This is a genomic window from Prevotella sp. P6B1, from assembly GCF_000702825.1.
Lineage (GTDB): Bacteria > Bacteroidota > Bacteroidia > Bacteroidales > Bacteroidaceae > Prevotella.
Window position 1 is genome coordinate 68694 of record NZ_JNKF01000013.1, and the last position, 23803, is coordinate 92496.

The following is a 23803-nucleotide window of genomic DNA, read 5'->3' on the forward strand; positions in this document are numbered from 1 at the left end:
TGATGTCGAAGATGATGATCTTCTGTATTTTTGGAAGAGCGTAACTTATAGTTCCCCAAAGTGTTATGACATTTATATTTATATACAAAAGAATAGATAACCACACTCCTATTATTACCAAATCGCGAGCTACAATAGAAAACATACACGCTGCTTTATTCTGAATAGCACGAACTATCAAGTCTGTACTTATCATCGTAATTAATACATCCGTCACAAAGTAAACACATACAAGAATTGGATATACAAAAGCAAATATCGCATACTCACCAAGAATTCCACAAAAAAGCAATAGTGAAAACACAAGGCTCATAACAAACTGCCCTCCAAACATTATAATATGTATCTTACGCATTCCACAAAATATTTTTGCGAGAAATCATCATTTACCTCCACGATATACTCCTGCAAAGCAGATGGAACCGAAATAGTCACGGATGAAGTAAATGAAAGGACGATTGGCATAAAACTCTGCCTTGGTGGGGTTGCTCAATGCGCATAATGTAACAAAAGAAGTAGATGTAACTGCCTCTACATGAGTACCTTTTTCATCAACATCAATTTCGATATTCTGCTTCATCTTATTGATATAAAGTGGGGATTCGCTCATTAAACTAAAGTCAGCTTTCTTCGAAAAGATATCTGTGAGTCCCATTTCTTGCAACAGATACTTAATATCAATCTCTGATTTTACGTGGAACTTTGGAAAACTAACATCTATAACATCATACTTTTTAAGTTCTTTGGTACTATTTTTATACTGTTCCATATCCATCTGCTTTATCATACTATCCACTGTAAGATCATTATTTGGCAGTATAACATCCATATAAAAGTCCCCAACATAAGGCATACACAGCATGGCATATTTATTATTCTGCATATATCTAAAGCATCCTTCTTTTTCCGTATTAGTCATCATATTAACAATTCGAGTCTCATCCTTTGCTACATAGAATGTATCTGGTTTAGTATCGTAAAATTCCTGAATCCATGCACCGTTAAACAGCAATGTATTGATGAGATAAGCATCGGCATTAGCATCAAATTCCAGCGAGATTTCCTTGATAGCACCATGATTATTTTCTTTATTCCAGCTTTCAACAACACTTTTGGCATCATTCTCGTTCTGATACGACAGACAGTCTGCAAAATAATCACGACCGATTGTATGGATATATTCTGGCTTTATAGTGTGTTCATCACGATGAAGTAGCAAATTGGATGATTTCATGAAAGCCGTTTTGGTGGCAAGAAATTCCACAACAGAATCTTTAGCATGGCAAAGCATCATCTTTCGTCTCAACGCATTAATCTCGTCCAGGCTATATTGGCTTGTGTCCAGTTGCTGCTGCAGCAGTTGCTTGGTTTGTCCGCTGGCGCCATTGCTGATAATATCGAGCGAATATACCACACCTAATGGGGAAATAATAAAATCCTTATCTATATTATTGGCTGCTAGCAATTGAAACAGTTTGAAGGAGAAATCATTTGAAGCACGGATAATTTCACGTTCCGATTCGCTAGTTGTATAATTCACATCAGCATGTTCAGCCGCATCTTCTACAGTTTCACGTGCACTACGGCAACCACTACACACTGCAACGGAAGCCAGCGCTACTATAATTTTAATTATATCTCTTTTCATTACTTTCTTCATCACCATGATTTTGCTTCCTTAATTCGCTGTTTTGCAATATCCTCAATCTCGCTGTCGCCACACTGCACCAGCTTGCTATAATATTTCACTGTTTGCTTTTTATCGCCCTGCGTGTAATATATGTGAGCAATGTTTGATGCCACTATGATGTCGTCTGGATTATCTTTGTATATAGACAGGTAGAGTGGTAATGCTTCTGAATAACGATTAGCGATGGCAAGCAACGACGCTTTATCTGAACGAAAGATTATGTCGGAAGGATACAATTGCAACATTCTGTCGACCAATTGCTGTGCAAAGTCGCTTTGTTCTGCATCAACCAACTGTACAAAATAATCCTGCATACTATCCTTAAATACGTATACACCATCCTCTACCGGTTGATTTAAAGTCCAAAGCCATCTGTTTCCGTTTTTCTCCGAATAGTCTATAACACGCCATAGTTCCGTTATAGCCTCAGAATAATGGTCTTGTCTGAATAACATTGTAACTTTGCCCAAAGGCAAATCTAACCTGTCGGGATAAAGTCTGATTGCCACATCCAATTTCTGATAACCTATCTGTATGATAGAATCATTAAACGCCTTAGTATCATACATGTATCCAGCCACTACGCCCGTACTATCTACAAATTGAAGCGCTTTCTGGTTATCTTCTGGTGGTATAGTAGTGAGGGTTACTACATCGGTCAAAGCTAACTTTATATAATAGTTATACCATGCTGCATATACATCTGGCGATTCAGGTTCAGCCTGTTCCCATTGTTCTATTATCGCCTTCAACACACGTAAGTCGCTGTCTTTAGCGCACGATAGGTATTTTTCATACCACTCGTTTTCGGATACGGTTGCACCATAGGAGAACTGCGCTATCACGCACGCCAGAAAAAGAATCAATAGTCTATTCATACTTAATATAGGTTTTTATCAGTTTCTTAAATACACGCCACAAAGGTACACACATATTTTCAAACCGCCAAAAAATTAGGTAAGAAAATAACAAAATCTCCAGCCGCAAGATTAACGACTGGAGTTTTTATCTGTTATGAAAGATTTCTATTATTCCTCTACAATGGGGTAAAGCTCGATAAACTCGCCTTGGTGGTTCTGGCCATCATTGATCAGTTCGGCGGTCTTCTGGCCTACGGTTTCTATATCGTGGAATCCGGGCAGCGCCATATTACCATTCAGATCGGTGGTGGTGGGTCCTGGGTGTACAGAGAAAATCTCTACAGGCGTATTGCTCTGCTTGAACTCAATGGCCATTACGCCCATCATGGCATTCTGTGCAGCCTTGCTGGCTACGTAGGCTAACGGGTGCCAATAAGGGCTGATTTCTGATGGTACGGTGATGTTTACGATTCGCCCATTATTCTTAGCCATCAATGGTATCAGCGCCTTGGTAAGTGCGAATGTGCCGATAAAGTTCACATCGAGCGTCTCTTTGATCACGCTTATCTCTGTATGCTCACTATCTACGCTCATGTCGCCAGGAATACCGGCATTGTTAACCAGGAGCGATAGTTCCGGATACTTCTCGCTTACTTCCTTGGCAGCCTGTTCAACACTATCAAGATTGGCCAATTCGATGTTTACCCATCCCAGCACATCAATGCCTTGTCCCTTCAGTTCGCTAATCGCTTTCTCTGCGCGCTGCTCATCGCGTGCGCCAATGATTACACGCCAACCACTAAGGCCCAGATGTTTTGCTATTCCAAATCCGATGCCCTTGTTGGCACCTGTCACTAATACCGTTTTCATCATCTTATTTCAGTTTAAATGATTAATTCCGCCCGCAAAGTTACACACTATTTCTGAATCCGCCAAATGTTTTTAGAAGAAAAATGCAGCAACTTTGCCGAACATCTGTGTAATCATACAGTTCGCCCTATAAAAAGTAAGCAAAAAGCAACTTTTGCTAACATTTTATTAAAAAAGTTGGCGAAATGTTTGGCGGTTTGAAATGAAATACTTACTTTTGCAGCCGAAATGTTATAAAGGCAACATAGAATATGAATAGAATTCAGAACAACTATTGGTGGTGGCAGAGCTCGAGATTAAACAGTCGCGAGGTTTAATGCCGTATACCTATAGATATAGTATAAAAAGGCTCGTCGCGACAGCGGCGAGTCTTTTTTTTGATTAAACAATGAAAATTGAAAATATAAATAGATATGGAGAATTATTTTGCTGATGAGAAAGGTTTTTACGGAGAGTTCGGAGGGGCTTACGTGCCCGAGATACTCTACAAGTGTGTGCACGACCTGCAGGAGGCCTATCTGCCCATCATTGAGAGCGCAGAGTTCAAGGCTGAGTATCATACCCTGCTGAAGGATTACGTGGGTCGCCCCAGTCCGTTGTACTATGCCAAGCGTATGAGCGAGCACTACGGCTGCCAGCTCTACCTGAAGCGCGAGGACCTGAACCACACTGGTGCCCACAAGATCAACAACACCATCGGACAAATCCTGCTGGCCAAGAAGATGGGCAAGACCCGTATCATTGCTGAGACAGGTGCCGGACAGCATGGCGTGGCTACCGCTACAGTTTGCGCACTGATGAACATGAAGTGCGAGGTGTTTATGGGTGCTACCGACGTGGAGCGCCAGCACACCAACGTGGAGCGCATGAAGATGCTGGGTGCTGAGGTACACCCCGTACGTACTGGTAACATGACCCTGAGCGATGCCTGCTCGGAGGCTATCCGCGACTGGTGCTGTCATCCTGCCGACACTTTTTATATCGTAGGCAGCACCATGGGTCCACATCCCTACCCCGACTTGGTAGCACGCATGCAGAGCGTGATCAGCGAAGAAATCAAATGGCAGTTGCAGGAGAAGATTGGCCGCGACTATCCCGACTATCTCATCGCCTGCATCGGTGGCGGTAGCAACGCAGCCGGTACCATCTACCACTACGTGAACGAGGAGCGCACCAAGATAGTACTGGCTGAGGCTGGCGGACACGGCTGGCAGACCGACTACACAGCAGCTACCATCCATAAAGGCACAACAGGCATTCTGCACGGTTCGAAAATGCTGGTAATGCAGAACGAGGACGGACAGATACAGGAGGCCTTCACCATCTCGGCAGGACTGGACTATCCCGGCGTGGGACCCATGCACTGCAACATGGCCAAGAAAGGTCGCTCGCAGGTATTGAGCATCAACGACGACGAGGCCATCTACGGCGGCTACGAGCTGACCCGCATGGAGGGTATCATCCCCGCCATCGAGAGTGCTCACGCCATCGCAGCCCTGAAGAAACTCACATTCAAGAAGGACGACGTGGTAGTGCTGACCGTAAGCGGTCGCGGCGACAAGGATGTAGAGACTTACTTGAAGAATAAAGCCATGGCTGGCGAGTACGGGAAGTTTTAATTGAACATTGAGCATTGAACATTGAACATTATGAGTACATTCAATTATACAACAATATCGAAGACGATCCTGGCGGATCTATATACACCAGTAGGCGTGTATATGCGACTGCGCGACCTGTATCCACAGAGTGCGCTGATGGAGAGTTCGGACTATCACGATAAGGACAACTCACGTTCGTTTATCGGCATTGAGCCCATGGCCAGCGTGGCAATCGGTCATGGCGTAGCTACCATCGCCTATCCTGACGGCAGTACCCTGCAGCACGAGGTGAACAAGGACTATCGCTCTGACAAGGCCATCCACGAACTGATAGACCGCATTCACGTGGAGGGCGACGATGCCAAGGTGTGCGGACTGTTCGGCTATACATCGTTTAACGCGGTGCGCTATTTCGAGGATATCAACGTGAAGGACGAGACGCAGGCCAAGAACGATGCGCCCGACCTGCTGTATATACTCTACAAGGTGGTGATCGTGTTCGACCACTTCAACAACACCTTGAAGATTGTGTCGCTTGGCGGCGAGGCCAAACTCGATGCCGTGATGAAGGCCATGAACAAGGCCAACGTGCAGGCATACGACTTCCACCCCGTAGGCGATGTACGCTCAACGCTGACAGACGATGAGCACCGTGAGAACATCCGCCGAGGCATCAAGCACTGTCTGCGTGGCGATGTGTTCCAGATTGTGCTCTCACGCCGATTTATCCAACAGTACGAGGGCGACGACTTCAAGCTCTATCGCGCACTGCGCAGCATCAACCCCAGCCCTTATCTGTTCTACTTCGACTTCGGCGGTTTCCGTATCTTCGGCTCATCACCTGAGACACACTGCAGAATTGAGCCATCACCCAACACAAAACAATCAAAACCCGCATTCCGCGCATATATCGACCCCATTGCCGGTACCACAAAACGTACGGGCGATGCTGAGGCCGACCGACGTGGCGCAGAGTATCTGCGCAACGACCCCAAGGAGAATGCCGAGCATGTGATGCTGGTAGATCTCGCACGTAACGACCTCTCAAGAAACTGCCATGGTGTGAAAGTCGACTTCTACAAGGACCTGCAGTACTACTCGCACGTCATCCATCTGGTGAGTCGCGTTAGTGGCGAACTCGATGAGGGCGCCGATCCTATCAAGGCGTTTATCGACACCTTCCCCGCAGGCACACTCTCAGGCGCACCAAAGGTACGTGCCATGCAGCTCATCAGCGACTACGAGCCTCACAACCGTGGTGCCTATGGTGGCTGTATCGGCTACATCGGACTGGACGGTTCGTTGAATCAGGCCATCACCATCCGTACCTTCGTAAGCCGTAACGGTGAGCTGTGGTTCCAGGCAGGCGGTGGCATCGTGGCTAAGAGCGATGTGGAATACGAACTACAGGAAGTTAACAACAAACTTGGCGCCCTGCGCAAGGCCATACTACAGGCTGAGAACCTTTAATCAATGAACATTGAAGATTGAACATTATGAAGATCGTTATAATAGATAACTACGACTCGTTTACATACAACCTGAGTCATTTGGTAAAGGAACTGGGTGCAGAGGTAACCGTGCTGCGTAACGACCAGTTCAAACTCGAAGAGCTGGAGCCATATAGCAAGATTATCCTGAGTCCAGGTCCTGGCATCCCCTCAGAGGCTGGTCTGCTGCTCGATGTGATCCGCACCTATGCCGGCAAGAAGCCTATCTTGGGCGTGTGCTTGGGCCATCAGGCCATCGGCGAGGTATTCGGCGGCAAGCTGGAGAACCTGAGCGAGGTGTTCCATGGCGTGGCTACACCCTGTCATATCACAAGCGACGACCCACTCTTCAGCGGTATCAGTCGCGACATCACCATCGGCCGCTATCACTCATGGGTGGTATCGAAAGAGAATCTACCCGACTGCTTAGAGGTAACCGCCGAGAGCGACGAGGGGCAGATCATGGCGCTACGCCACAAATCGATGAACATTCGTGGCATACAGTTCCACCCCGAGAGCGTGCTCACGCCCGACGGCAAAAAAATGCTGCAGAACTGGATGTTTCTTTAACATTGAACATTGAATATTGAACATTGAACTTTAAATAGTATGGCACAGACAATGAAAGACATCCTGAACAGGATGCTGAACCACGAGGAACTATCTCGTGAAGAAATGAAGAATATCCTGATTGGTATCACCCAGAGTGAGTTTCCCAACGAACAGATCACAGCGCTACTCACAGCCCTGCAGATGCGTGGCGTAACAGTCGACGAGCTGTTAGGTTTCCGCGATGGTATCTTAGAGACTGGCGTGCCAGCCATCCTGAATGCCGACCGCTACATCGACGTGGTTGGTACAGGTGGCGACCGCAAGAACACCTTTAACATCTCTACCACCAGCTGCTTTGTGATTGCAGGTGCAGGCTATAAGGTAGCCAAGCACGGTAACTATGCCGCCACTTCGGTATCGGGTGCTTCGAACGTAATCCAGCATCACGGTATCAAATTCACCGACGATATCGACAAGCTCAATCGCAGTCTCAACGAGGCAGGCATCGTGTATCTGCACGCCCAGCTGTTTGCCAAAGCCATGAAGTTCGTGGGTCCTATCCGCAAGGCGCTACAGTTCCCAACCATTTTTAACTTGCTGGGCCCGCTGGTTAACCCATCACAGCCTCAATGTCAGCTGCTCGGCGTGGCCAACCTCGACCAGATGCGCCTGTACAATCAGGTCTATCAGAAGATTGGTATCGACTATGGCATCGTGAACTCTATCGATGGTTACGACGAGATTTCGCTGACTGGCGACTTCAAGGTAACCACCAAGCAGTACGAGCGTATCTTCAAGCCCAGCGACTTAGGTTTCGAGATAGCCAAGCCCGAGGAGCTGGTGGGCGGCGCTACCGAGGAAGAGGCCGCACAGATCTTCGACAGCGTACTGGAGAACCGTGCACTGCCTGCCCAGAAGAACATCGTTCTGGCAAATGCCGCCTTCGGTATTCAAGTACTGGAGAAGGGCCAGAAGAGCATCGAGGAGTGCGTGGAGATTGCCCGCGAGAGTATCGACAGCGGCGCTGCCCTCAGAACATTCAAGAAATTCGTTGAGCTCAATAGTTAAAAATTTAGCAACGGATCACAGGACTTAAGGACTTTTTCATTTAGGATAATCAATCCTGTTAGTCCTGTAGTCCGCTGCAAAAAGAGAAATATCATGGATATCCTGGAAGAAATTGTAGCGCATAAGCGCATGGAGGTGGAATTGGCGAAGGCAGCCGTTGCCCCACAGGTGCTGTACAAACAGGTAGAGGCAATACTCGACTTCAGTGTGGCTTCGATGAAGCAGGCACTGACAGCATCCCACTCGGGCATCATCGCCGAGTTTAAGCGCAAGTCGCCCTCAAAAGGATGGATCAAGGAGGACGGACAGCCCGACATCATTCCCCTGAGCTATCAGCAGAACGGAGCAGCAGCTCTGAGCATCCTGACAGATATGAAATATTTTGGCGGGTGCGACGACTTTATCCGCACTGCCCGTCATAGCGGGGTGAACATCCCTATCCTCTATAAGAACTTCGTCATCGACGAGTATCAGCTGTTTCAGGCCCGTCTATGCGGTGCATCAGCCGTGCTGCTGATTGCAGCCGATTTATCGGTAGCCGAGTGCCGCAGCCTGCTGAACACCGCCCACCAGTTAGGCTTAGAAGTGTTATTAGAGATGCACTCCAAAGAAGAATTGGAATACGCTGATTTAAAGCCAGATATGTGCGGCATTAATAATCGAAACTTAGGTTCTTTTATCACCGATATCGACAACTCATTCCGCATGGCAGAGCTACTGCCTGAGGAGGCTGTCAAGGTGAGCGAGAGCGGCATCTCAAACCCTGACACGGTTAAGGCTCTTCGTGAGGCCGGATTCCGCGGATTCCTGATTGGCGAGAACTTTATGAAGACCGCCAACCCAGGAGTGGCATTACATGAATTTATAGAACAGCTATGAAAAATCCCTTTCTCGTTAAGATTTGCGGCATGCGTGAGGCCGATAACATCCGTGAAGTGGAACGATTGGGTATCGATATGATGGGCTTTATCTTCTGGCCCAAGTCGAGCCGCTATGTCAGCGAGAAACCCGCCTATTTGCCTATCTACTGCAACCGTGTAGGCGTGTTTGTTGATGAGGATATCGAGGTGGTGAAACGCACAGCCGACGAATATGCACTCGACATCATCCAACTGCACGGGCATGAACGCCCTGATTATATCAAACAGCTCAGTGGCTACAAAGTGATCAAGGCCTTCAACATAGCCACAGCAGCCGACTTTGCCCTGACAGAAGCCTATCAAGGCGTAGCCAACTGTCTGCTGTTCGACACCAAAGGCAAGAGTGTTGGCGGCAACGGCGAGAAGTTCGACTGGACGGTACTCAAGGCCTACAAAGGCGACACTCCCTTCCTGCTGAGCGGTGGCATCGGGCCTGATGATGCTGAACGGGTGAACAAGTTCTACCACAGCAAATGCATCGGCATCGATCTGAACTCACGCTTCGAAACAGCCCCAGGGCTCAAAGACGTTGGAACATTAAAAGCATTTATAAAAGGTTTAAATATATGAATAAGATCAATCAACTCTTTGCTAACAGTCAGGACCAGAAGCTCCTGTCACTGTACTTCTGTGCAGGTTGTCCTACACTCGAAGGCACTGCCGACGTGATACTGACCATGCAGCGTCGTGGCATCGCCATGATTGAAGTAGGCATTCCCTTCAGCGATCCCTTGGCCGACGGTCCGGTGATTCAGAGCGCAGCCACACAGGCACTGAAAAACGGTATGAACCTGAAGACCCTCTTCGCCCAGTTAAAGGCTATCAAGGACCAGGTAGAGATTCCCTTGGTACTGATGGGCTATCTGAACCCCATACTACACTACGGCATCGAGGCATTCTGCCAATCGTGCGTAGAGAGCGGTGTGAGTGGCGCCATCATTCCTGATCTGCCCTTCAAGGACTATCAAGAGGTAGTCAAGCCTATTGCCGACAAGTACGACCTGCGTATCATCATGCTCATCACGCCAGAGACGAGCGAGGAGCGCATCCGCTTCATCGACGACAACACCGATGGCTTTGTATATATGGTATCGAGCGCAGCCATCACTGGCGCCCAGAAGAATTTCGACGATGCTAAACAGGCCTACTTCCGCCGTATCAACGCCATGAATCTGCGTAACCCACGCATGATTGGTTTCGGCATCAGCAACAAGCAGACGCTCGAGGCTGCCCAGCAGAATGCAGCAGGCGCCATCATCGGCTCGAAGTTCGTCACACTGCTCAACGAGAGCAAGAATGCCGACGAGGCACTCGACAAGCTGTTCGAGGCGCTGCAAAGTTAACGTTTACGTAAGATTTTAGACTACAGTTAGTCCGTGGTTCACGATTTTGTTGTATATTTGCACCGAAATCGTAACTACGGACTAATAACGTTTACCAAATATGAAAAAATTATTTCAGATTGTGATGCTCTGTATGCTGACACCTCTGTTAGCTGCAGCCCAGCAGTGGAACGAGGCTCAATACAAGCAGATTGAGCAGAGTATCCGTACCCCCCAATTTGCCGATAAGGCTTATCTCATTACCAAGTATGGCGCAAAGACCGACAATACGGCTGCCAAGAACCAGAAAGCTATCCAGAAGGCTATCGACCTCTGTTCGAAAAAGGGCGGTGGCCGCGTGGTAGTGCCTGCAGGACAGAAGTTCCTGACGGGTGCCATCCAGTTGAAAAACGGCGTGAACCTGGAGGTGCAGGAAGGCGCTGTGCTCGAGTTCGTTTTTCAACCAGAACTCTACCCCATCGTCGAGACCTCGTGGGAAGGACTGGAGTGCTTCAATCTGTCGCCCTGCGTCTATGCCTACAAAGCCAAGGATATCGCTATCACAGGTAAAGGCACCATCGACGGTGGTGGCTCTAACGACACGTGGTGGCCCTGGAACGGCAATCCCCGCTTCGGATGGAAGGAAGGCATCGTCAGTCAGCGTGCAGGTTCACGTGCTCGCCTGTTGAAGGATGGTGAGGACGGCGTACCTATGTATAATGAGAAAGGAGAGCGCACACCTGAGCGCGTGTTTACTGCTAAGGACGGCTTGCGCCCACAGTTGGTCAGCTTCAACAAGTGCGAGGGAATCCTGTTAGAGGACGTAACGCTGCTGCGTTCGCCTTTCTGGGTGATTCATCCTCTGCACTCTACCGATATCACCGTTCGACGTGTAAAAATGATCAACGATGGTCCTAACGGCGACGGCTGCGACCCCGAGTGCTGCGACCGCGTGCTGATAGAGGATTGTTTCTTCAACACAGGCGACGACTGTATCGCCATCAAGAGCGGACGCAACCGCGATGGTCGCGAGCGCAACATGCCATCGAAGAACATCATCATCCGTAACTGTGAGATGAAGAACGGACATGGTGGCGTAGTGGTTGGCTCTGAGATTTCGGGCGGTTGCCAGAATGTGTATGCCCACGACTGTGTGATGGACTCGCCTGAACTGGAGCGTGTACTGCGTATCAAGACCAACAGCTGCCGCGGTGGTATCATCGAGAATATCAACATGCGTAACATCACCGTCGGCAAGTGTAAGGAAAGCGTGCTGAAAATCAATCTCGACTACGAGCATAATGAGATCTGCTGCCGTGGCTACTACCCCATCGTACGCAATGTGTACATGGAGAACGTGACCAGTCAGGAGTCGAAATACGGCGTACAGATCATAGGTTTGGATGAGGACACCTTCGTATATGACATCAACGTGAAAAACTGTCGCTTCAACGGCGTGAAGAGCGGCAACTTCATGAGCGGCAAGACCCGCAACGTGAACTTCGACCGCCTGTTTATCAACGGTTCGCTGTCGCTGCTCCAGGCACCCTATAAGAACTACTCGGAGTGGATGACCTACTCGGAGATGAAGCGCGTACCCAAGAGCTATCTGCTGGATTTCTCGCAGGCTCCCAAATGGAGCTACGTGATGGGTATCGAACTCGAGGGAATGCTCGACACCTATCTGAAATACGGTGGTGAGGCTATCCGCCAGTACTGTCAGGAATATACCGATACGATGATCAACGCCAAGGGCGACATCCGTGGCTATAACATTCTGGATTATAACCTCGACAATATCCGTACAGGTCATTTCGTAACCCGTATGTATCAGCAGTGGCCTGAGGCCAAGAATCTGATAGCCATGAAGACCATGATGAAACAGCTGCAGAATCAGCCTCGTACCGTAGCCGACAAGGTATTCTGGCACAAGGCCATCTACGCTTATCAGGTATGGTTGGACGGCATATTCATGGGACTGCCCTTCCGCACACTCACAGCCCCTATCACTACTACAACTAAAGGAGCAAAGAGAGGTGACATCTTCAAGATATACGACGATGCTGTGAACCAGCTGAAGATAACCTACGAGCGTACACTCGACCCCAAGACAGGCCTGAACCGTCATGCTTACGACGAAACCCGCAAGACCTTCTGGGCTGACCAGGAGACAGGACTCTCACAGCACTGCTGGGGACGTGCGCAGGGGTGGTACTCGATGGCTCTTATCGAAGTGCTCGATGCACTGCCAGAGAACTACGCCCGCCGTCAGGAAGTGATCGACCTGTTGCAGAAGGATCTGGACGCCGTCATCAAATGGCAGGACAAGAAGACTGGCGTATGGTATCAGGTGATGGATCAGCCTGGCCGCAAGGGCAACTACTTAGAGTCGACCTGCTCGTCGATGTTTGCCTATGTGCTGCTGAAGGCTTACAACAAAGGCTACTTAGGCACGAAATACCGCGATGCCGGCATCAAGGCATATAAAGGCATCATCAACCGCTTTATCCGCGTTAACGAAGACAAGACGATATCGCTCACCCAGTGTTGTTCGGTAGCAGGACTTGGTCCGGCAGCCACACCCGAGGTGGAAGCGGCGCTGAAAAAGGTGAATCCCAAAGGAACAGTCAACGAGAACAAACGACGCGACGGCGGGTTCCTCTATTATCTCTCCGAACCGATTCGTGACAACGACGCAAAAGGCGTAGGGCCGTTTATATGGGCCTCGCTCGAAATGGAACAGTTAGGATACAATATCAACAACGTGACGGCCTCTATAGACCGTCACGCTGTTGTTAATCGCCATAACCCCGTCATCACACAAGTCGATCCCTTGGCATCGCTCTCCGTGGGTAACGGTCACTTTACGACAACGGTCGATGTGACAGGACTGCAGTCGTTTCCTGAAGACTACAAGAACGGCGTGCCCCTCTGCGCCATGAGCGACTGGGGCTGGCATCAGTTTCCAAACACCAAGCAGCTGACGCCTGCAGAATCCGAGAAAACCTTCGACTTCGGACATGGACATCAGGAGGTATATGCCGTGGAATACAAAAAGGCAACAGACGGACGCCGCAAGGAAGCTACAGAGTTCTTTCGCGTGAACCCGCACCGTCTGAACTTAGGCGCCATAGGACTCTCGCTGAGACATGCCGACAACACACCTGTCGCCTTGAACGAGCTGACAGGCATCCGTCAGGAACAGAAACTACTGGACGGCGAGATAGAATCGAAGTTCATAGTCGACGGACAACAGGTGGAAGTAACAACAGGTGTTCATCCTGCCAAAGATGCGCTCTACGCCCGTATCGTCAGTAAGCTGCTTACTGATCAGCGTGCCATTATCAGCCTGCGTTTCCCCTATCCTTCAGGCAATCATGCCGACGATGCCAGCGACTGGCACCAGCCACAGAAGCATCAGTCGGAGATTATAGAAAAAGGCACACAGAAAGCCCTTATCAAGCGCACCCTCGATGCCACCACGTATTACGTGCTACTACAATGGGAAGGGCGCGCCACACTCGATGTATGCGGTCCGCATGCATTCGAGCTGACTACTCAGGACGAGGTGCTGACCGTGTCGGCTGAATATCTGGATGCGCAGCCCGCCAAAGACCTGGCATTCGAGTACGACCAGTATCACAAGGCAGCATTGCGCTTCTGGAATGCCTGGTGGAACGCAGGTGCCATCATCGACTTCTCACAGTGTACCGACCCTCGCGCCAAGGAACTGGAGCGCCGCGTGGTACTGTCACAATACCTCACCCAGATTAACTGCGCCAATAATATGCCGCCACAGGAAACCGGACTCACCTATAACAGTTGGTTTGGACGTCCGCACTTAGAGATGGCATGGTGGCACATGGTTGATTTTGCCCTTTGGAACCGTCCTGAGGTACTGGCACAGATTATGAAATGGTATAACGACGTAGCTTACCCCGTAGCCCGCCAGATAGCCGCACGACAAGGATTCAAGGGCGTGCGCTGGATGAAGATGACCGACCCCTGGGCTGGCGAGGCGCCTTCGAATACAGGCTCGTTCCTCATCTGGCAACAGCCCCACTACATCTACATGGCCGAGGAACTATATCGCGCCTATCCCACTGCCGAGACCTTAAAGACCTATGGCGAGCAGGTAGAGGCAACGGCCGAGTTCATGGCCGACTACGTGACCTACGATGCCCGTCAGCAACGTTACATCCTCAAGGGTGCCACCGCCATGCAGGAGTGCATGACCAAGGACCTCTCCTACAATCAGCCCTTCGAGTTAGCCTATTGGCAGTACGGACTGAAGGTGGCGCAACAGTGGCGCGAGCGTCAGGGCAAGCCCCGCATCGCCAAGTGGGACGATATCATCGCCAAACTCTCACCACTGCCTGAGGCTAACGGCATCTACACAGCAGGCATCCAGATAGGTACCGACAAGCAGCACGAGGCCTTCGACCCCTTCGATGCCACTGGCAAGAAGATCGAGACCTTTGCCGATAAGTGCCGCAATGATCATCCCGCCGTATTAGGAGCTTGCGGCCTACTGCCCAGTATGCCCGTAAACGGGACATCAGCCGCATTATACAGTCAGGCAGCAATGCAGCGCACCCTCAACTGGGTGATGCAGCACTGGAACTGGCAGACCACCTGGGGCTGGGACTATGGCATGATCGCCATGACCGCCGCCCGCCTGGGTCAGCCCGAGACAGCCCTCCAGGCCCTGCTCATCAACACCCAGAAGAACACCTACCTGCCCAACGGACATAACTTCCAGACAGGCGACCGTCTGCGCATCTACCTGCCCGGCAATGGCGCCCTGCTCACAGCCGTAGCCATGATGTGTGCGGGCTGGGATGGTTGTTCAGAGCCGCTAAACCCCGGCTTCCCCAAGGATGGCCGCTGGAACGTGCGCTGGGAAGGCCTGCAACGGATGCAATAAAACCAAGCATATGCCATACAAACAAAGCATGCGCCCCATCATTGGAGCGCATGCTTCTTGTTTGCCAAGAAACGAAAACTTAGCAAGGACGTTTCTTGGGCAGGTGGAACACATCCTGCACTTCCTTCATCTGCGCGGCGGTCATGCCATCGGGCTCACTGCCCATGGCACGGGCACACATATAGATGTTGGCGGCCTTGCAGAGCACATCGGTCTGATCGAAGGCATCCATGATATCGGTACCTACAGCCACCGTGCCATGTTTCTCCCACAGCACCACATCGTGGGTCTTGATCTGCTCGAGGGTGGCCTCGGCCAGCGCTACCGACGACGGCAGGGCGTAGGGCACAATGCCAATGCCCAGAGGAGCGAACGCCAGCGTCTCGGGGATCATGGACCACAGCACACGGGTCATCTCATCGCCCTTGAGGAAGCGCTGGATATGGCTCATGGCCACCAGCTCGATGGGATGGGTGTGAAGGGTGGCCTTATAGCTCGAACCGGTTTCCAACAGATAGTTCTGCAGCGCCAGGTGGGTGGGCAACTCGGAGGTGGGCACCACCGGCTCGTCGGCAATGACCTCGTAGCTGGCGCAGTCGTCGCAGATGCGGATGATACTGCCGTTCTGCATGGGTTCGCGGGCCAGATCGCGCATGCGCTTGCCGGTGCCCTTACAATAGAAATACTTGCCTTTGAGCTGAGGCAGCGTCATACCAATCTGCTTGACGGGGGCGATGGCAGGCAGCTGACGGCATGCCTCGTCCATATACTCGGTGACGTTAACGGTGATGTTGCCACCATTACGCTCAGCCCAACCTTTCTGCCAGAGATAGCCTGTAACCTCGGCTATCTGATATACGACCGCTTTCAACTGCTCGCGACCTTCTAAAATACTCTTTTCCATATTATATATTTTCTCCGTAACGTTCTTTTGTGATTTGTTCGAGCGACTTGCCGCGCGTATCGGGCATGCCGATGAGACCCACCAGGAGCGATGCCAGCAGCAGCGCAATCATGCAGTAGGCCGCCAGGGTGAAGCCCTCGCCATTGTCGCCATAGATAAAGGTGAACACCAGTCCCCAAACGGCTGAGAGGCCGCGCACGATGAAGAACATGAGGCCCTGGGCACCGGCACGGAACTTGGCGGGGAACAGCTCGGAGCCCCACAAGGCGTAGAACACCTGGACGGAGCTGCCGTTATTGACGCCCCACAGGATGGTGAACAGCCAGATGCCAGCGATGGAAGTGACGCCACCACCGATGATGAGGATCCACGCCGAGAGGGCTGCCGCCAAGCCGAAGACATAGAAGAAGCGATGCGCCACCTTATCGACATAGAAGGAGATGATAAAGGTGGTGACCACCACAAACACCCAACTGATGCAACTGAGCATGTTGGCCGTCTCGTTGGTGAGTCCGCCGGCGGTCTCGTAGATGTGAGGCATGAAGAAGCCCATGACACTGGCCACCAGGTTCCAAGTGAGGTAGATGGCTGCCAGGAAAGCCACCGTGCGCACAGCGATGCGATTGGTGAACAGCAGCTTGATGTTATCCACGATACCACTGTTGTGCTGGTCCTTCTGAGCCGTAAACGCCGCACTCTCCTCCAACTGTCGCTGCAGGTTCCAAGCAATGAACGCCACGATGAAAAGGGTGGCGAACACCATGCGGGAGCTGAACACCTGGACAGCCGCCTGGGGGGCGTCGGCGCCCAGCACCTGATGGGCAAAAGCCTCAACGGGGCCATAGAAGTAGCCCCCGGGCGCCAGCAGCATGCCAAAGAGCAGGATGCACATGGGACCCACACCCCACGACATCTGCGAGATACAGATGTTGCGGCCGCGGTTGCTCACCTCGGAGCTCTCTGAGATATAGGTCCACGAGGCCGGCACACCGATGCCCACCGAGATGCCGGTGATGAGGAAGCCTGCCAGCAGCATGGGGAAATTGATGGAGAGCATGATGATGAGCACGCCCGTCATATACACCAACAGATTATAGGTAAAGATGAACTTACGACCGAACTTATCCGCCAGGAAGCCACCGATGATGGCACCGATGGCAGCGCCCAGCGCATTGGCGCTCAGCGCATTGAGCCAGCCCAGATGCATCTCACTCAGTCCTAAGTAGTTCTGCCACAGCGTGACACCACTGGCGCCGGCCACGATGGCACCGGCATCCAGATAATTATTGAGCGACACCGCCAGGGTGCTCTTTAAACTTCCACTCTTTGCCATAGTCACTATCTGCAAACCACGTCACACTCGATATTCAGAATCTTAGCCACCTTCAGGATGGTGTCGATATGATGGCCCACAGCGGCTGCCATGTGGTGGGTGGGACCAGCCTCGCTCCACTTGTTGACAAACTCACGGCAGCTCAGAGAGAACCTGGTGCGCATGTTGGTATCGCCAAAGGTAAAGATGGGGCCCTCCTCGTTCACACCTTCGGCCACCACGAACTTGAACACGCCGTTCTTATCCTGCGTGATAGCCAGATAGGTGACAGGACCCGTGGGGGGATAGAACTGGGTGAGGTAGCCGCCACCGGCCTTGCCGTGGAACACGGGCACGATCTTCATGGTGGGCTTGCGGGCCTGCGAGATGTCGAAATCGCCAGAACCGGAGTGGCCGATGATGCAGATATCCTTGGGGAAATCGATGGAATACATCTCGGCCAGCGTGCCGGTGCCGCTGATGGTCTTCAGGATGCTCATGGCCATGGCCACCTTCATGTCGCCCTCGACGGCACAGGCCGTGTGCTGCTTGATGAGCATGGAGAAGGCGGGGATCAGCATGGAATCGAGCTTGCCGGCAACGCCTTGTGCGAAGCCGTCGTAATGCGAGGCAATCATGCCCAGCTGCTCATCCTTGACCCACTGCTCGAAAGCCACCACATACCTGGCCATATCCCACACCTTCTCGATGGTGCCGCCACCCTCGATGTCGAAGGTGTCGAGGATATCCTGCGCCTTGGCACGGATAGCAGCCTCGTCGGTGATGTGGTCGGCAATGGCCCACATCTTCTCCCAGTCGAACTGCTTGGTATACACAAACAGGCGGTGGTAGAGGTTGGTCTCATCGATATAGAGATCCATCATACCAGGATATGGACGACCGATCTGAGCGATGTTGGTATCGCGGAAACGGCGACGTACCTGGGCGGCACGGCACCAGTCCTCGATTTCGGCCTGTGCTGCCGGATCGCCGCCTTCGACCACACCCGTGATCACCGCCGAACGCTTGCCGGCACGGTTCAGGTCGGCCACCATCTCACCGATGGCGCCACATGCATAGAGCTCGCCCAACCAAGTGGGGATATCGGTCTTGGCATAGTCGGGAGCCAGCTTCTTCTGGAGGTTCACAATGACCACCGGCACATCGAGGTCGCGCACAGCCGGCAACATATTATAAGAGGTGCAATAGGTGAGCATCTGCAGGATGACGAGATCCACATCGGCAGCGCGGAACTTATCGCCTGCCGCCATGGACTGCTCCTTGGTGGTGACCATACCACCATCGACCACCTCAATGCTATCGGGCAGTGTTTTCTTAAATGCTTCATACTGAGCCTCAAACTCGGGAACGAGCTGAGGGAACTGTGGCAGATAGGCCTGCAGGGCGATAGAGAACACGCCCACTCTTGCTTTCGTTTCTACTAAGGGTTTAGCCATAATTGTTTTGTTATTATTGATTTGTTACTTTCAGATATTTCTCGTAAGCGGCATCCCACAGGGCCTTGTCCTGGGGATGATAGGGCACCAGGTTGATGCTGTTGGCGATGATGCGGCGCATCTGCCAGATGTCGTCGCCCAGTCCGGCAGCCTTGGCCTGCACCATGATGTTGCCGATGGCCGTGCCCTCCTGTGGACCTGCCAGTACCTCCACGCTCAACGAATTGGCCGTGAACTGGTTGAGATACTGGTTGAGCGAGCCGCCACCGATGATGTGGAGCACCTTGAGGTCGAAGGCAGCAAACTGCTGCAGCCACTGGAACACTTGACGATAGCGCAACGCCAGCGAATCGAAGATGCAGCGACAGATGGCCCCAGGCGTCTCGGGCACGGGCTGGCCGGTGTTGCGACAGTACTGCTGGATGGCACCAATCATGGAGGCTGGCGCGGCAAACAGGGCATCGTCGGGGTTGATGAGTGAACGGAAGGCCTCTACCTGCATGGCCTGGCCCTGTAGCTCGGGATGCGACAGCTGGCGCACCTCCTCGGGCCACTCCAGACGGCAGCGCTCATAGAGCCACATGCCACAGATATTCTTCAGGAAGCGGGTGGTGCCTTCGATACCGCCCTCGTTGGTGAAGTTGCGGTCGTAGGACAGCTGACTGATGACGGGCTCCCGGGTTTCGATGCCCATCAGACTCCAGGTGCCACTGGAGAGATAGGCAAACTGCTCATTCTGTGCAGGCACGGCGGCAACGGCTGAGCCGGTGTCGTGACCAGCCACAGCCACCACGGGTACAGGACCCAGGCCGGTGAGCTGCTGCACCTCGTCGGTGAGCACACCGATCCGGGTGCCAGGCATCACCATCCGTCCGAACTTGGAACGGTCGAGCCCCACCGATGCCAACAGGCGCTCGTCGAGCTCCTTGGTGCGCGGGTCGAGCAGTTGGGCGGTCGAGGCAATGGTATACTCGCATACCGCCTGCCCAGTGAGCATCCAGCTCAGCGCATCGGGTACAAAGAGTATCTTTTCAGCATGACGGAGGGCGCTGTTGCCCTCCTGCTGCATGGCATGGAGCTGGAACAGCGAGTTGAAATGCAGGAACTGGATGCCTGTTATGCCGTACACCTCCTGACGGGGCATCACATGCGCCAGATAATCGTCCATGGCCTGAAAGGTGATGGGGTCGCGATAGGCCCTGGGATTGCGCAGGATGGCATTGTCGGCGCCTATCATCACAAAGTCGACACCCCAGGTGTCGATACCGATGCTGGTGATTGGCAGATCGCGGCGTGCCGCCTCTTTCAGACCTTTGATGATCTCGAAATAGAGGGCGTAGATATCCCAATAATAATGCCCGCCCTGAATGATGAGGTTATTGGGAAAACGGGTGAGCTCTTCGAGTTCGAACCGCCCGTTGCTGATATGTCCGATGATGGTTCGTCCACTTGTAGCGCCTAAGTCTACAGAGAAGAAATAGGATGGCTTACTCATATACGATATTTTGCAGATTGGTATTTGTTACTGGATTCTTGGCGAACACCAGCGGCTGACCGTCGATGGTGAAATCCACAAGTTCATACTTGTCGGATGTCTTCACGTCGTAGGGGGTAGCGGTCTCGACCTGTATGTTGCGCAGGGTGATATTGTTGCAACGGCTCAACGGCATGTCGTCGCGCTTCTCGGGTTTGAAGAACTGCGACCAGGGATGGATGAAGAGGAACCGTTTGCAATGGCCTGTGATATTCTCCACCGTCACATACTCATAGTGCTGAGGGGTGTCGGGACGCATCTTGAGCCACAACACACGATCGGCACGCTCGGTATAGCAGTTACGCAGAATCACATTGCGATCGTGGAGCGACTCGGAGCCCAAGGTGAGGCAGCCGTGCACCTTGCCGTAGTGACAATGCTGGATCAGGATGCGCTCGCAGTTGCCGTTGGTCTCGTCCTTGTCGGCCCAGGTGCCCTTGCCGCCTTTCAGCACCACGGCATCATCGTTCACATGCATGTAGCAGCCGTTGATGAGTACATCGGTACAGGCATCGATGTCGATGGCATCGCTCGAGGGCGCACCACGTGTGGGATCGGGGGCCCAGATGTTCTCCGTGGGGGCAAAGATATAACAGTTGAGATAGCGCACATGGCTACTCTTATAGACATGATTGGTCCAGAAGGGCGAGTTGACCAGGTGCACATCCTGGATGGTTACATTCCTGGCGTTAGAGATATAGGTGAGGCGTGGGCGCTGTGCATCCTTATTGGTGCACTGGGGGTTCCACTTGCGACGTATCCAGAACTCCTGCCAATAGGTGAGTCCGTTGCCGTCGATCGTACCATGGCCGCTGATGGTGAATCCATCCACGCCATCGGCATTGACCAGCGCACAGAAATAGGTACAGGTCTCGCCCTCGATACGGGTGGTCATATAAGGAAAGTCGATGATACGGTCGGAGCCTTTCAGACGACCTTTCACATGCAGGTGGGTGCCCTGTTTGAAGAACAGCGCGCCAGTGAGGAAGGTGCCCTGGGGGATGACCACCACGCCCCCACCCGCCTGTGCGGCGCGGTCGATGACGGCCTGGATGGCCTTGGTTTGTAACAGGGTGGAGTCACACTGCACCCCATAGTCGGTAATCACATACTGCGGACCCAGCTTGGCGACATCCACCTTGGTGGTGTCCTTGAACCAGGCGTCCATCTGGGTACCATCGGGCCACCGCTCAACGATGGCTTTCTTTCTGGTCTTGGCGCCTGCCGTGAGCACCAGCACCGAGAGCAACACGATTAAAAGTTTGTTCATAGGGGCATTCAGTCTAGATGAAACACTTCCTGTAAAGGCTTGGTTATCGGCGAGTTGTCGGGGTTCACCTCCATGATGTCGGCCATCATGTCCCACCATTTCTGGGTGATGGGATCCACGTTGGTGGTGTCCTGCGAGTTACCCTCGCCCTCGCACTCCTGGTAGCCGAAGAGGATGTTGGTCTCTTTGTCCCAGTAGATGCTGTAGTTGCTCACGCCGCCCTCCTTGATCATCTGCACCAACTCGGGCCAGATGGCAGCATGCCGGCGCTCGTATTCCTTTTCGCAGCCTGGTTTCAGCTGCATCTTAAAAGCAAATCGTTTCATTTGGTTTTATTTCTTTTTCAAATAGTTTGCTAATACACTGTGGTTATCCCTGAGCCCCTTGGCCACACACTGGGCATTGGTCTTAGCCCCCAGAAGCGAGGTGTGGGTATGGTCGCGCTTATAGTATTTCTGGGCGCGGGCCTTACTGCCGCATTTCTTGTCGAGCAGGTCGGCGGCGATATTATGCAGGTCGACCAGTTCCACGCCAGTCTCCTCTGCCACCTGGCGGTACCACTTGCCATAGCTGTCGTTACGGCGCTCGATCTTGCCGTCGGTCCACTCATTGCGCGGGGTGAGCGACACCAGGATGGGGGTGGCTCCCTTTTCGCGCACATCCTGGATAAACTTCTTGAGATACCAGCCAAACGAATAGACCACCTCGTAATGCCCAGTATCCAATTTGTACACATGACAGGTGTCGGTGGCCGTGGCGATGGCACCCCGATATTTGGGCTTATCGATGACGCTGATATCGTTATGGCCGAACTGGATGAGCACGAAGTCGCCTGGCTGCAGGCTGTTATAGACCTTGTCCCAGCGGCCCTCGTTCAGATAGGAGCGGCAGCTGCGTCCGGCCATGGCGGCATTGACGATGCTGATACGTCGCTCATCAAACACCGTGCCGGCCTGGGAGCCCCAGCCCCACATGCCATCGGTTTCCTTATCCTCATTCTTCACCGTACTGTCGCCGGTGATAAACACCACGGGCTTGCCACCTGTGCGGTCCACCTCATAGCTGGCGGGCACCACACCACGCATCATGGCCTGCAGCGGACGGAGGGCGGGGTTGTGACTGGCCATCAGACCCTCGGCAGCGCTCTGAGCGTTCATCATGGCACCAAAACGGCTGGTATGAATCTTGTCGAGAAAGAAATGGTAGCTGGTTTTCCAGGCACCATAACGGTCGAGTTTCCGCCCAGAGAGCTCGTTCAGGTCGACAAAGGGCACGCCTTCCTCAGCCGCTACCTGCATGAGCCACTGGGTGTGCGGCTTACGCACGATGCGACCCTGCTCGTCGTAGGCGTTACGGGGCGTGAGCGACATCAGGATGGGGTTGCCGCCCTGCTGGCGCACATCGCGGATATAGCGGCGCATGTAGCCGCCATAGGTATAGACCGTTTCATGCACACCGGTCTCCTTGATCACCACCTGGAGCGAGTCGTCGCCCACTCCGGGGATAGAGGCACGGGCACGACCTTCATCATAGGGGCCGTTGTCATTATGTCCGATGGAGATAATCACCCAGTCGCCCGGACGGATGGCCTGTTTGATAGGCTGCCACAGCTGGTTATAAAAGGTTCGGCTGCTCATGCCGCCCAAGGCCTGGTTCTCGACTGTTATCTTGGTGGGGTCGAAATAATTATGGGCATAGTAGCCCCAGCCCCACTGACCATTGTTGCCGTTGCCCAGTGTACCCGTTCGCATGGTAGAGTTGCCTATCAGGAACAATACCGGGTTGGTGCCCACACGACTCGAGCCTGGCACAGGGCGCGCCGTCATGGCCTGGGCTATACTGTCGGGGGTGTTATCCACCACACCATTCACATCTTTCGGGGCTTCGGGCACTTGCGCCGCAGCCACCATCGACATACCCATGAAAAGGAGTGATATACCGCTTTCTTTGATCATCATTTTTTTGTTTTAGTAATTTTGATGCAAAGATAGCATATTTTGCCGAATTTCAATATAAAATCCGTTCG

18 protein-coding genes are annotated in these 23803 nt (G+C 52.3%); 8 read left to right on the top strand and 10 right to left on the bottom strand.

What is annotated here, in order from left to right; genetic code table 11:
* Positions 1-382: 382 nt before the first annotated feature.
* From T495_RS0109640 to T495_RS0109650, 3 genes are all read right to left on the bottom strand, one after another.
* Complete coding sequence (locus T495_RS0109640; protein ID WP_197020381.1) at positions 383-1660, bottom strand: serpin family protein; 1278 nt, start codon at positions 1658-1660, stop codon at positions 383-385.
* Positions 1660-2568, bottom strand: coding sequence for a M48 family metallopeptidase (locus tag T495_RS0109645; RefSeq protein WP_051651978.1), 909 nt, complete (start codon positions 2566-2568; stop codon positions 1660-1662). The genes T495_RS0109640 and T495_RS0109645 overlap by 1 nt, the downstream gene beginning before the upstream one ends.
* A 150-nt stretch (positions 2569-2718) precedes the next feature.
* Positions 2719-3423: an SDR family NAD(P)-dependent oxidoreductase gene (locus T495_RS0109650; protein WP_369793246.1), complete on the bottom strand. Its 705-nt coding sequence runs from the start codon at positions 3421-3423 to the stop codon at positions 2719-2721.
* A gap of 410 nt (positions 3424-3833) precedes the next feature.
* Between T495_RS0109650 and trpB the strand changes: the two genes are divergently transcribed.
* The 8 genes from trpB (at position 3834) to T495_RS16375 (ending at position 15300) form a co-directional block, all read left to right on the top strand.
* Positions 3834-5039 carry a tryptophan synthase subunit beta gene (gene trpB / locus T495_RS0109655; protein WP_033148516.1) on the top strand — a complete coding sequence of 402 codons (1206 nt, stop codon included), beginning with the start codon at positions 3834-3836 and terminating at the stop codon, positions 5037-5039.
* 30 nt (positions 5040-5069) lie between these two features.
* Positions 5070-6491 carry an anthranilate synthase component I family protein gene (locus tag T495_RS0109660; protein WP_033148517.1) on the top strand — a complete coding sequence of 474 codons (1422 nt, stop codon included), beginning with the start codon at positions 5070-5072 and terminating at the stop codon, positions 6489-6491.
* A gap of 26 nt (positions 6492-6517) precedes the next feature.
* Positions 6518-7081 carry an aminodeoxychorismate/anthranilate synthase component II gene (locus tag T495_RS0109665; RefSeq protein WP_028904032.1) on the top strand — a complete coding sequence of 188 codons (564 nt, stop codon included), beginning with the start codon at positions 6518-6520 and terminating at the stop codon, positions 7079-7081.
* A 51-nt stretch (positions 7082-7132) separates the two neighbouring features.
* The gene (trpD, locus tag T495_RS0109670) at positions 7133-8131 is read left to right on the top strand and encodes an anthranilate phosphoribosyltransferase (RefSeq protein WP_028904033.1); all 999 of its coding nucleotides are present in this window, start codon (positions 7133-7135) and stop codon (positions 8129-8131) included.
* A gap of 93 nt (positions 8132-8224) precedes the next feature.
* A complete protein-coding gene (gene trpC / locus T495_RS0109675) occupies positions 8225-9010 on the top strand; it encodes an indole-3-glycerol phosphate synthase TrpC (RefSeq protein WP_051651979.1) in 786 nt (261 codons plus the stop codon).
* Positions 9007-9621 (top strand): phosphoribosylanthranilate isomerase, encoded by a 615-nt coding sequence (locus T495_RS0109680; RefSeq protein WP_081832079.1) that lies wholly within the window; start codon positions 9007-9009, stop codon positions 9619-9621. The genes trpC and T495_RS0109680 overlap by 4 nt, the downstream gene beginning before the upstream one ends.
* Complete coding sequence (gene trpA, locus T495_RS0109685; RefSeq protein WP_033148520.1) at positions 9618-10394, top strand: tryptophan synthase subunit alpha; 777 nt, start codon at positions 9618-9620, stop codon at positions 10392-10394. The genes T495_RS0109680 and trpA overlap by 4 nt, the downstream gene beginning before the upstream one ends.
* Positions 10395-10494: 100 nt before the next feature.
* Positions 10495-15300 carry a glycoside hydrolase family 88 protein gene (locus T495_RS16375; RefSeq protein ID WP_081832080.1) on the top strand — a complete coding sequence of 1602 codons (4806 nt, stop codon included), beginning with the start codon at positions 10495-10497 and terminating at the stop codon, positions 15298-15300.
* A gap of 79 nt (positions 15301-15379) precedes the next feature.
* On the opposite strand, the gene rhaD is transcribed toward T495_RS16375, so the two are convergent.
* From rhaD to T495_RS0109725, 7 genes are read right to left on the bottom strand one after another with little or no spacing between them, the layout of a single operon-like run.
* Positions 15380-16204, bottom strand: coding sequence for a rhamnulose-1-phosphate aldolase (gene rhaD, locus T495_RS0109695; protein WP_033148521.1), 825 nt, complete (start codon positions 16202-16204; stop codon positions 15380-15382).
* Position 16205: 1 nt separating this feature from the next.
* Positions 16206-17537 (bottom strand): MFS transporter, encoded by a 1332-nt coding sequence (locus T495_RS0109700; protein ID WP_033148522.1) that lies wholly within the window; start codon positions 17535-17537, stop codon positions 16206-16208.
* A 5-nt stretch (positions 17538-17542) separates the two neighbouring features.
* A complete protein-coding gene (locus T495_RS0109705; protein WP_033148523.1) occupies positions 17543-18973 on the bottom strand; it encodes an arabinose isomerase in 1431 nt (476 codons plus the stop codon).
* Positions 18974-18986: 13 nt separating this feature from the next.
* The gene (locus T495_RS0109710; RefSeq protein WP_033148524.1) at positions 18987-20468 is read right to left on the bottom strand and encodes a rhamnulokinase family protein; all 1482 of its coding nucleotides are present in this window, start codon (positions 20466-20468) and stop codon (positions 18987-18989) included.
* On the bottom strand, positions 20461-21777 hold the full coding sequence (locus T495_RS0109715; RefSeq protein ID WP_033148525.1) for a glycoside hydrolase family 28 protein: 1317 nt from the start codon (positions 21775-21777) through the stop codon (positions 20461-20463). The genes T495_RS0109710 and T495_RS0109715 overlap by 8 nt, the downstream gene beginning before the upstream one ends.
* Positions 21778-21785: 8 nt before the next feature.
* On the bottom strand, positions 21786-22103 hold the full coding sequence (gene rhaM, locus T495_RS0109720; RefSeq protein ID WP_033148526.1) for an L-rhamnose mutarotase: 318 nt from the start codon (positions 22101-22103) through the stop codon (positions 21786-21788).
* Positions 22104-22109: 6 nt separating this feature from the next.
* On the bottom strand, positions 22110-23699 hold the full coding sequence (locus T495_RS0109725; protein ID WP_231495090.1) for a rhamnogalacturonan acetylesterase: 1590 nt from the start codon (positions 23697-23699) through the stop codon (positions 22110-22112).
* Positions 23700-23803 lie beyond the last annotated feature (104 nt).

What these genes read in the sequence shown, in the direction of transcription:
- T495_RS16375 (WP_081832080.1), top strand. Translation starts at nt 10,495, where the DNA reads ATGAAAAAATTATTTCAGATTGTGATGCTCTGTATGCTGACACCTCTG.
- T495_RS0109660 (WP_033148517.1), top strand. Translation starts at nt 5,070, where the DNA reads ATGAGTACATTCAATTATACAACAATATCGAAGACGATCCTGGCGGAT.
- T495_RS0109705 (WP_033148523.1), bottom strand. Translation starts at nt 18,973, where the DNA reads ATGGCTAAACCCTTAGTAGAAACGAAAGCAAGAGTGGGCGTGTTCTCT.
- T495_RS0109645 (WP_051651978.1), bottom strand. Translation starts at nt 2,568, where the DNA reads ATGAATAGACTATTGATTCTTTTTCTGGCGTGCGTGATAGCGCAGTTC.
- trpB (WP_033148516.1), top strand. Translation starts at nt 3,834, where the DNA reads ATGGAGAATTATTTTGCTGATGAGAAAGGTTTTTACGGAGAGTTCGGA.
- T495_RS0109640 (WP_197020381.1), bottom strand. Translation starts at nt 1,660, where the DNA reads ATGAAGAAAGTAATGAAAAGAGATATAATTAAAATTATAGTAGCGCTG.
- rhaM (WP_033148526.1), bottom strand. Translation starts at nt 22,103, where the DNA reads ATGAAACGATTTGCTTTTAAGATGCAGCTGAAACCAGGCTGCGAAAAG.
- trpC (WP_051651979.1), top strand. Translation starts at nt 8,225, where the DNA reads ATGGATATCCTGGAAGAAATTGTAGCGCATAAGCGCATGGAGGTGGAA.
- T495_RS0109725 (WP_231495090.1), bottom strand. Translation starts at nt 23,699, where the DNA reads ATGGGTATGTCGATGGTGGCTGCGGCGCAAGTGCCCGAAGCCCCGAAA.
- T495_RS0109680 (WP_081832079.1), top strand. Translation starts at nt 9,007, where the DNA reads ATGAAAAATCCCTTTCTCGTTAAGATTTGCGGCATGCGTGAGGCCGAT.
- trpA (WP_033148520.1), top strand. Translation starts at nt 9,618, where the DNA reads ATGAATAAGATCAATCAACTCTTTGCTAACAGTCAGGACCAGAAGCTC.
- trpD (WP_028904033.1), top strand. Translation starts at nt 7,133, where the DNA reads ATGAAAGACATCCTGAACAGGATGCTGAACCACGAGGAACTATCTCGT.
- T495_RS0109650 (WP_369793246.1), bottom strand. Translation starts at nt 3,423, where the DNA reads ATGATGAAAACGGTATTAGTGACAGGTGCCAACAAGGGCATCGGATTT.
- rhaD (WP_033148521.1), bottom strand. Translation starts at nt 16,204, where the DNA reads ATGGAAAAGAGTATTTTAGAAGGTCGCGAGCAGTTGAAAGCGGTCGTA.
- T495_RS0109700 (WP_033148522.1), bottom strand. Translation starts at nt 17,537, where the DNA reads ATGGCAAAGAGTGGAAGTTTAAAGAGCACCCTGGCGGTGTCGCTCAAT.
- T495_RS0109715 (WP_033148525.1), bottom strand. Translation starts at nt 21,777, where the DNA reads ATGAACAAACTTTTAATCGTGTTGCTCTCGGTGCTGGTGCTCACGGCA.
- T495_RS0109665 (WP_028904032.1), top strand. Translation starts at nt 6,518, where the DNA reads ATGAAGATCGTTATAATAGATAACTACGACTCGTTTACATACAACCTG.
- T495_RS0109710 (WP_033148524.1), bottom strand. Translation starts at nt 20,468, where the DNA reads ATGAGTAAGCCATCCTATTTCTTCTCTGTAGACTTAGGCGCTACAAGT.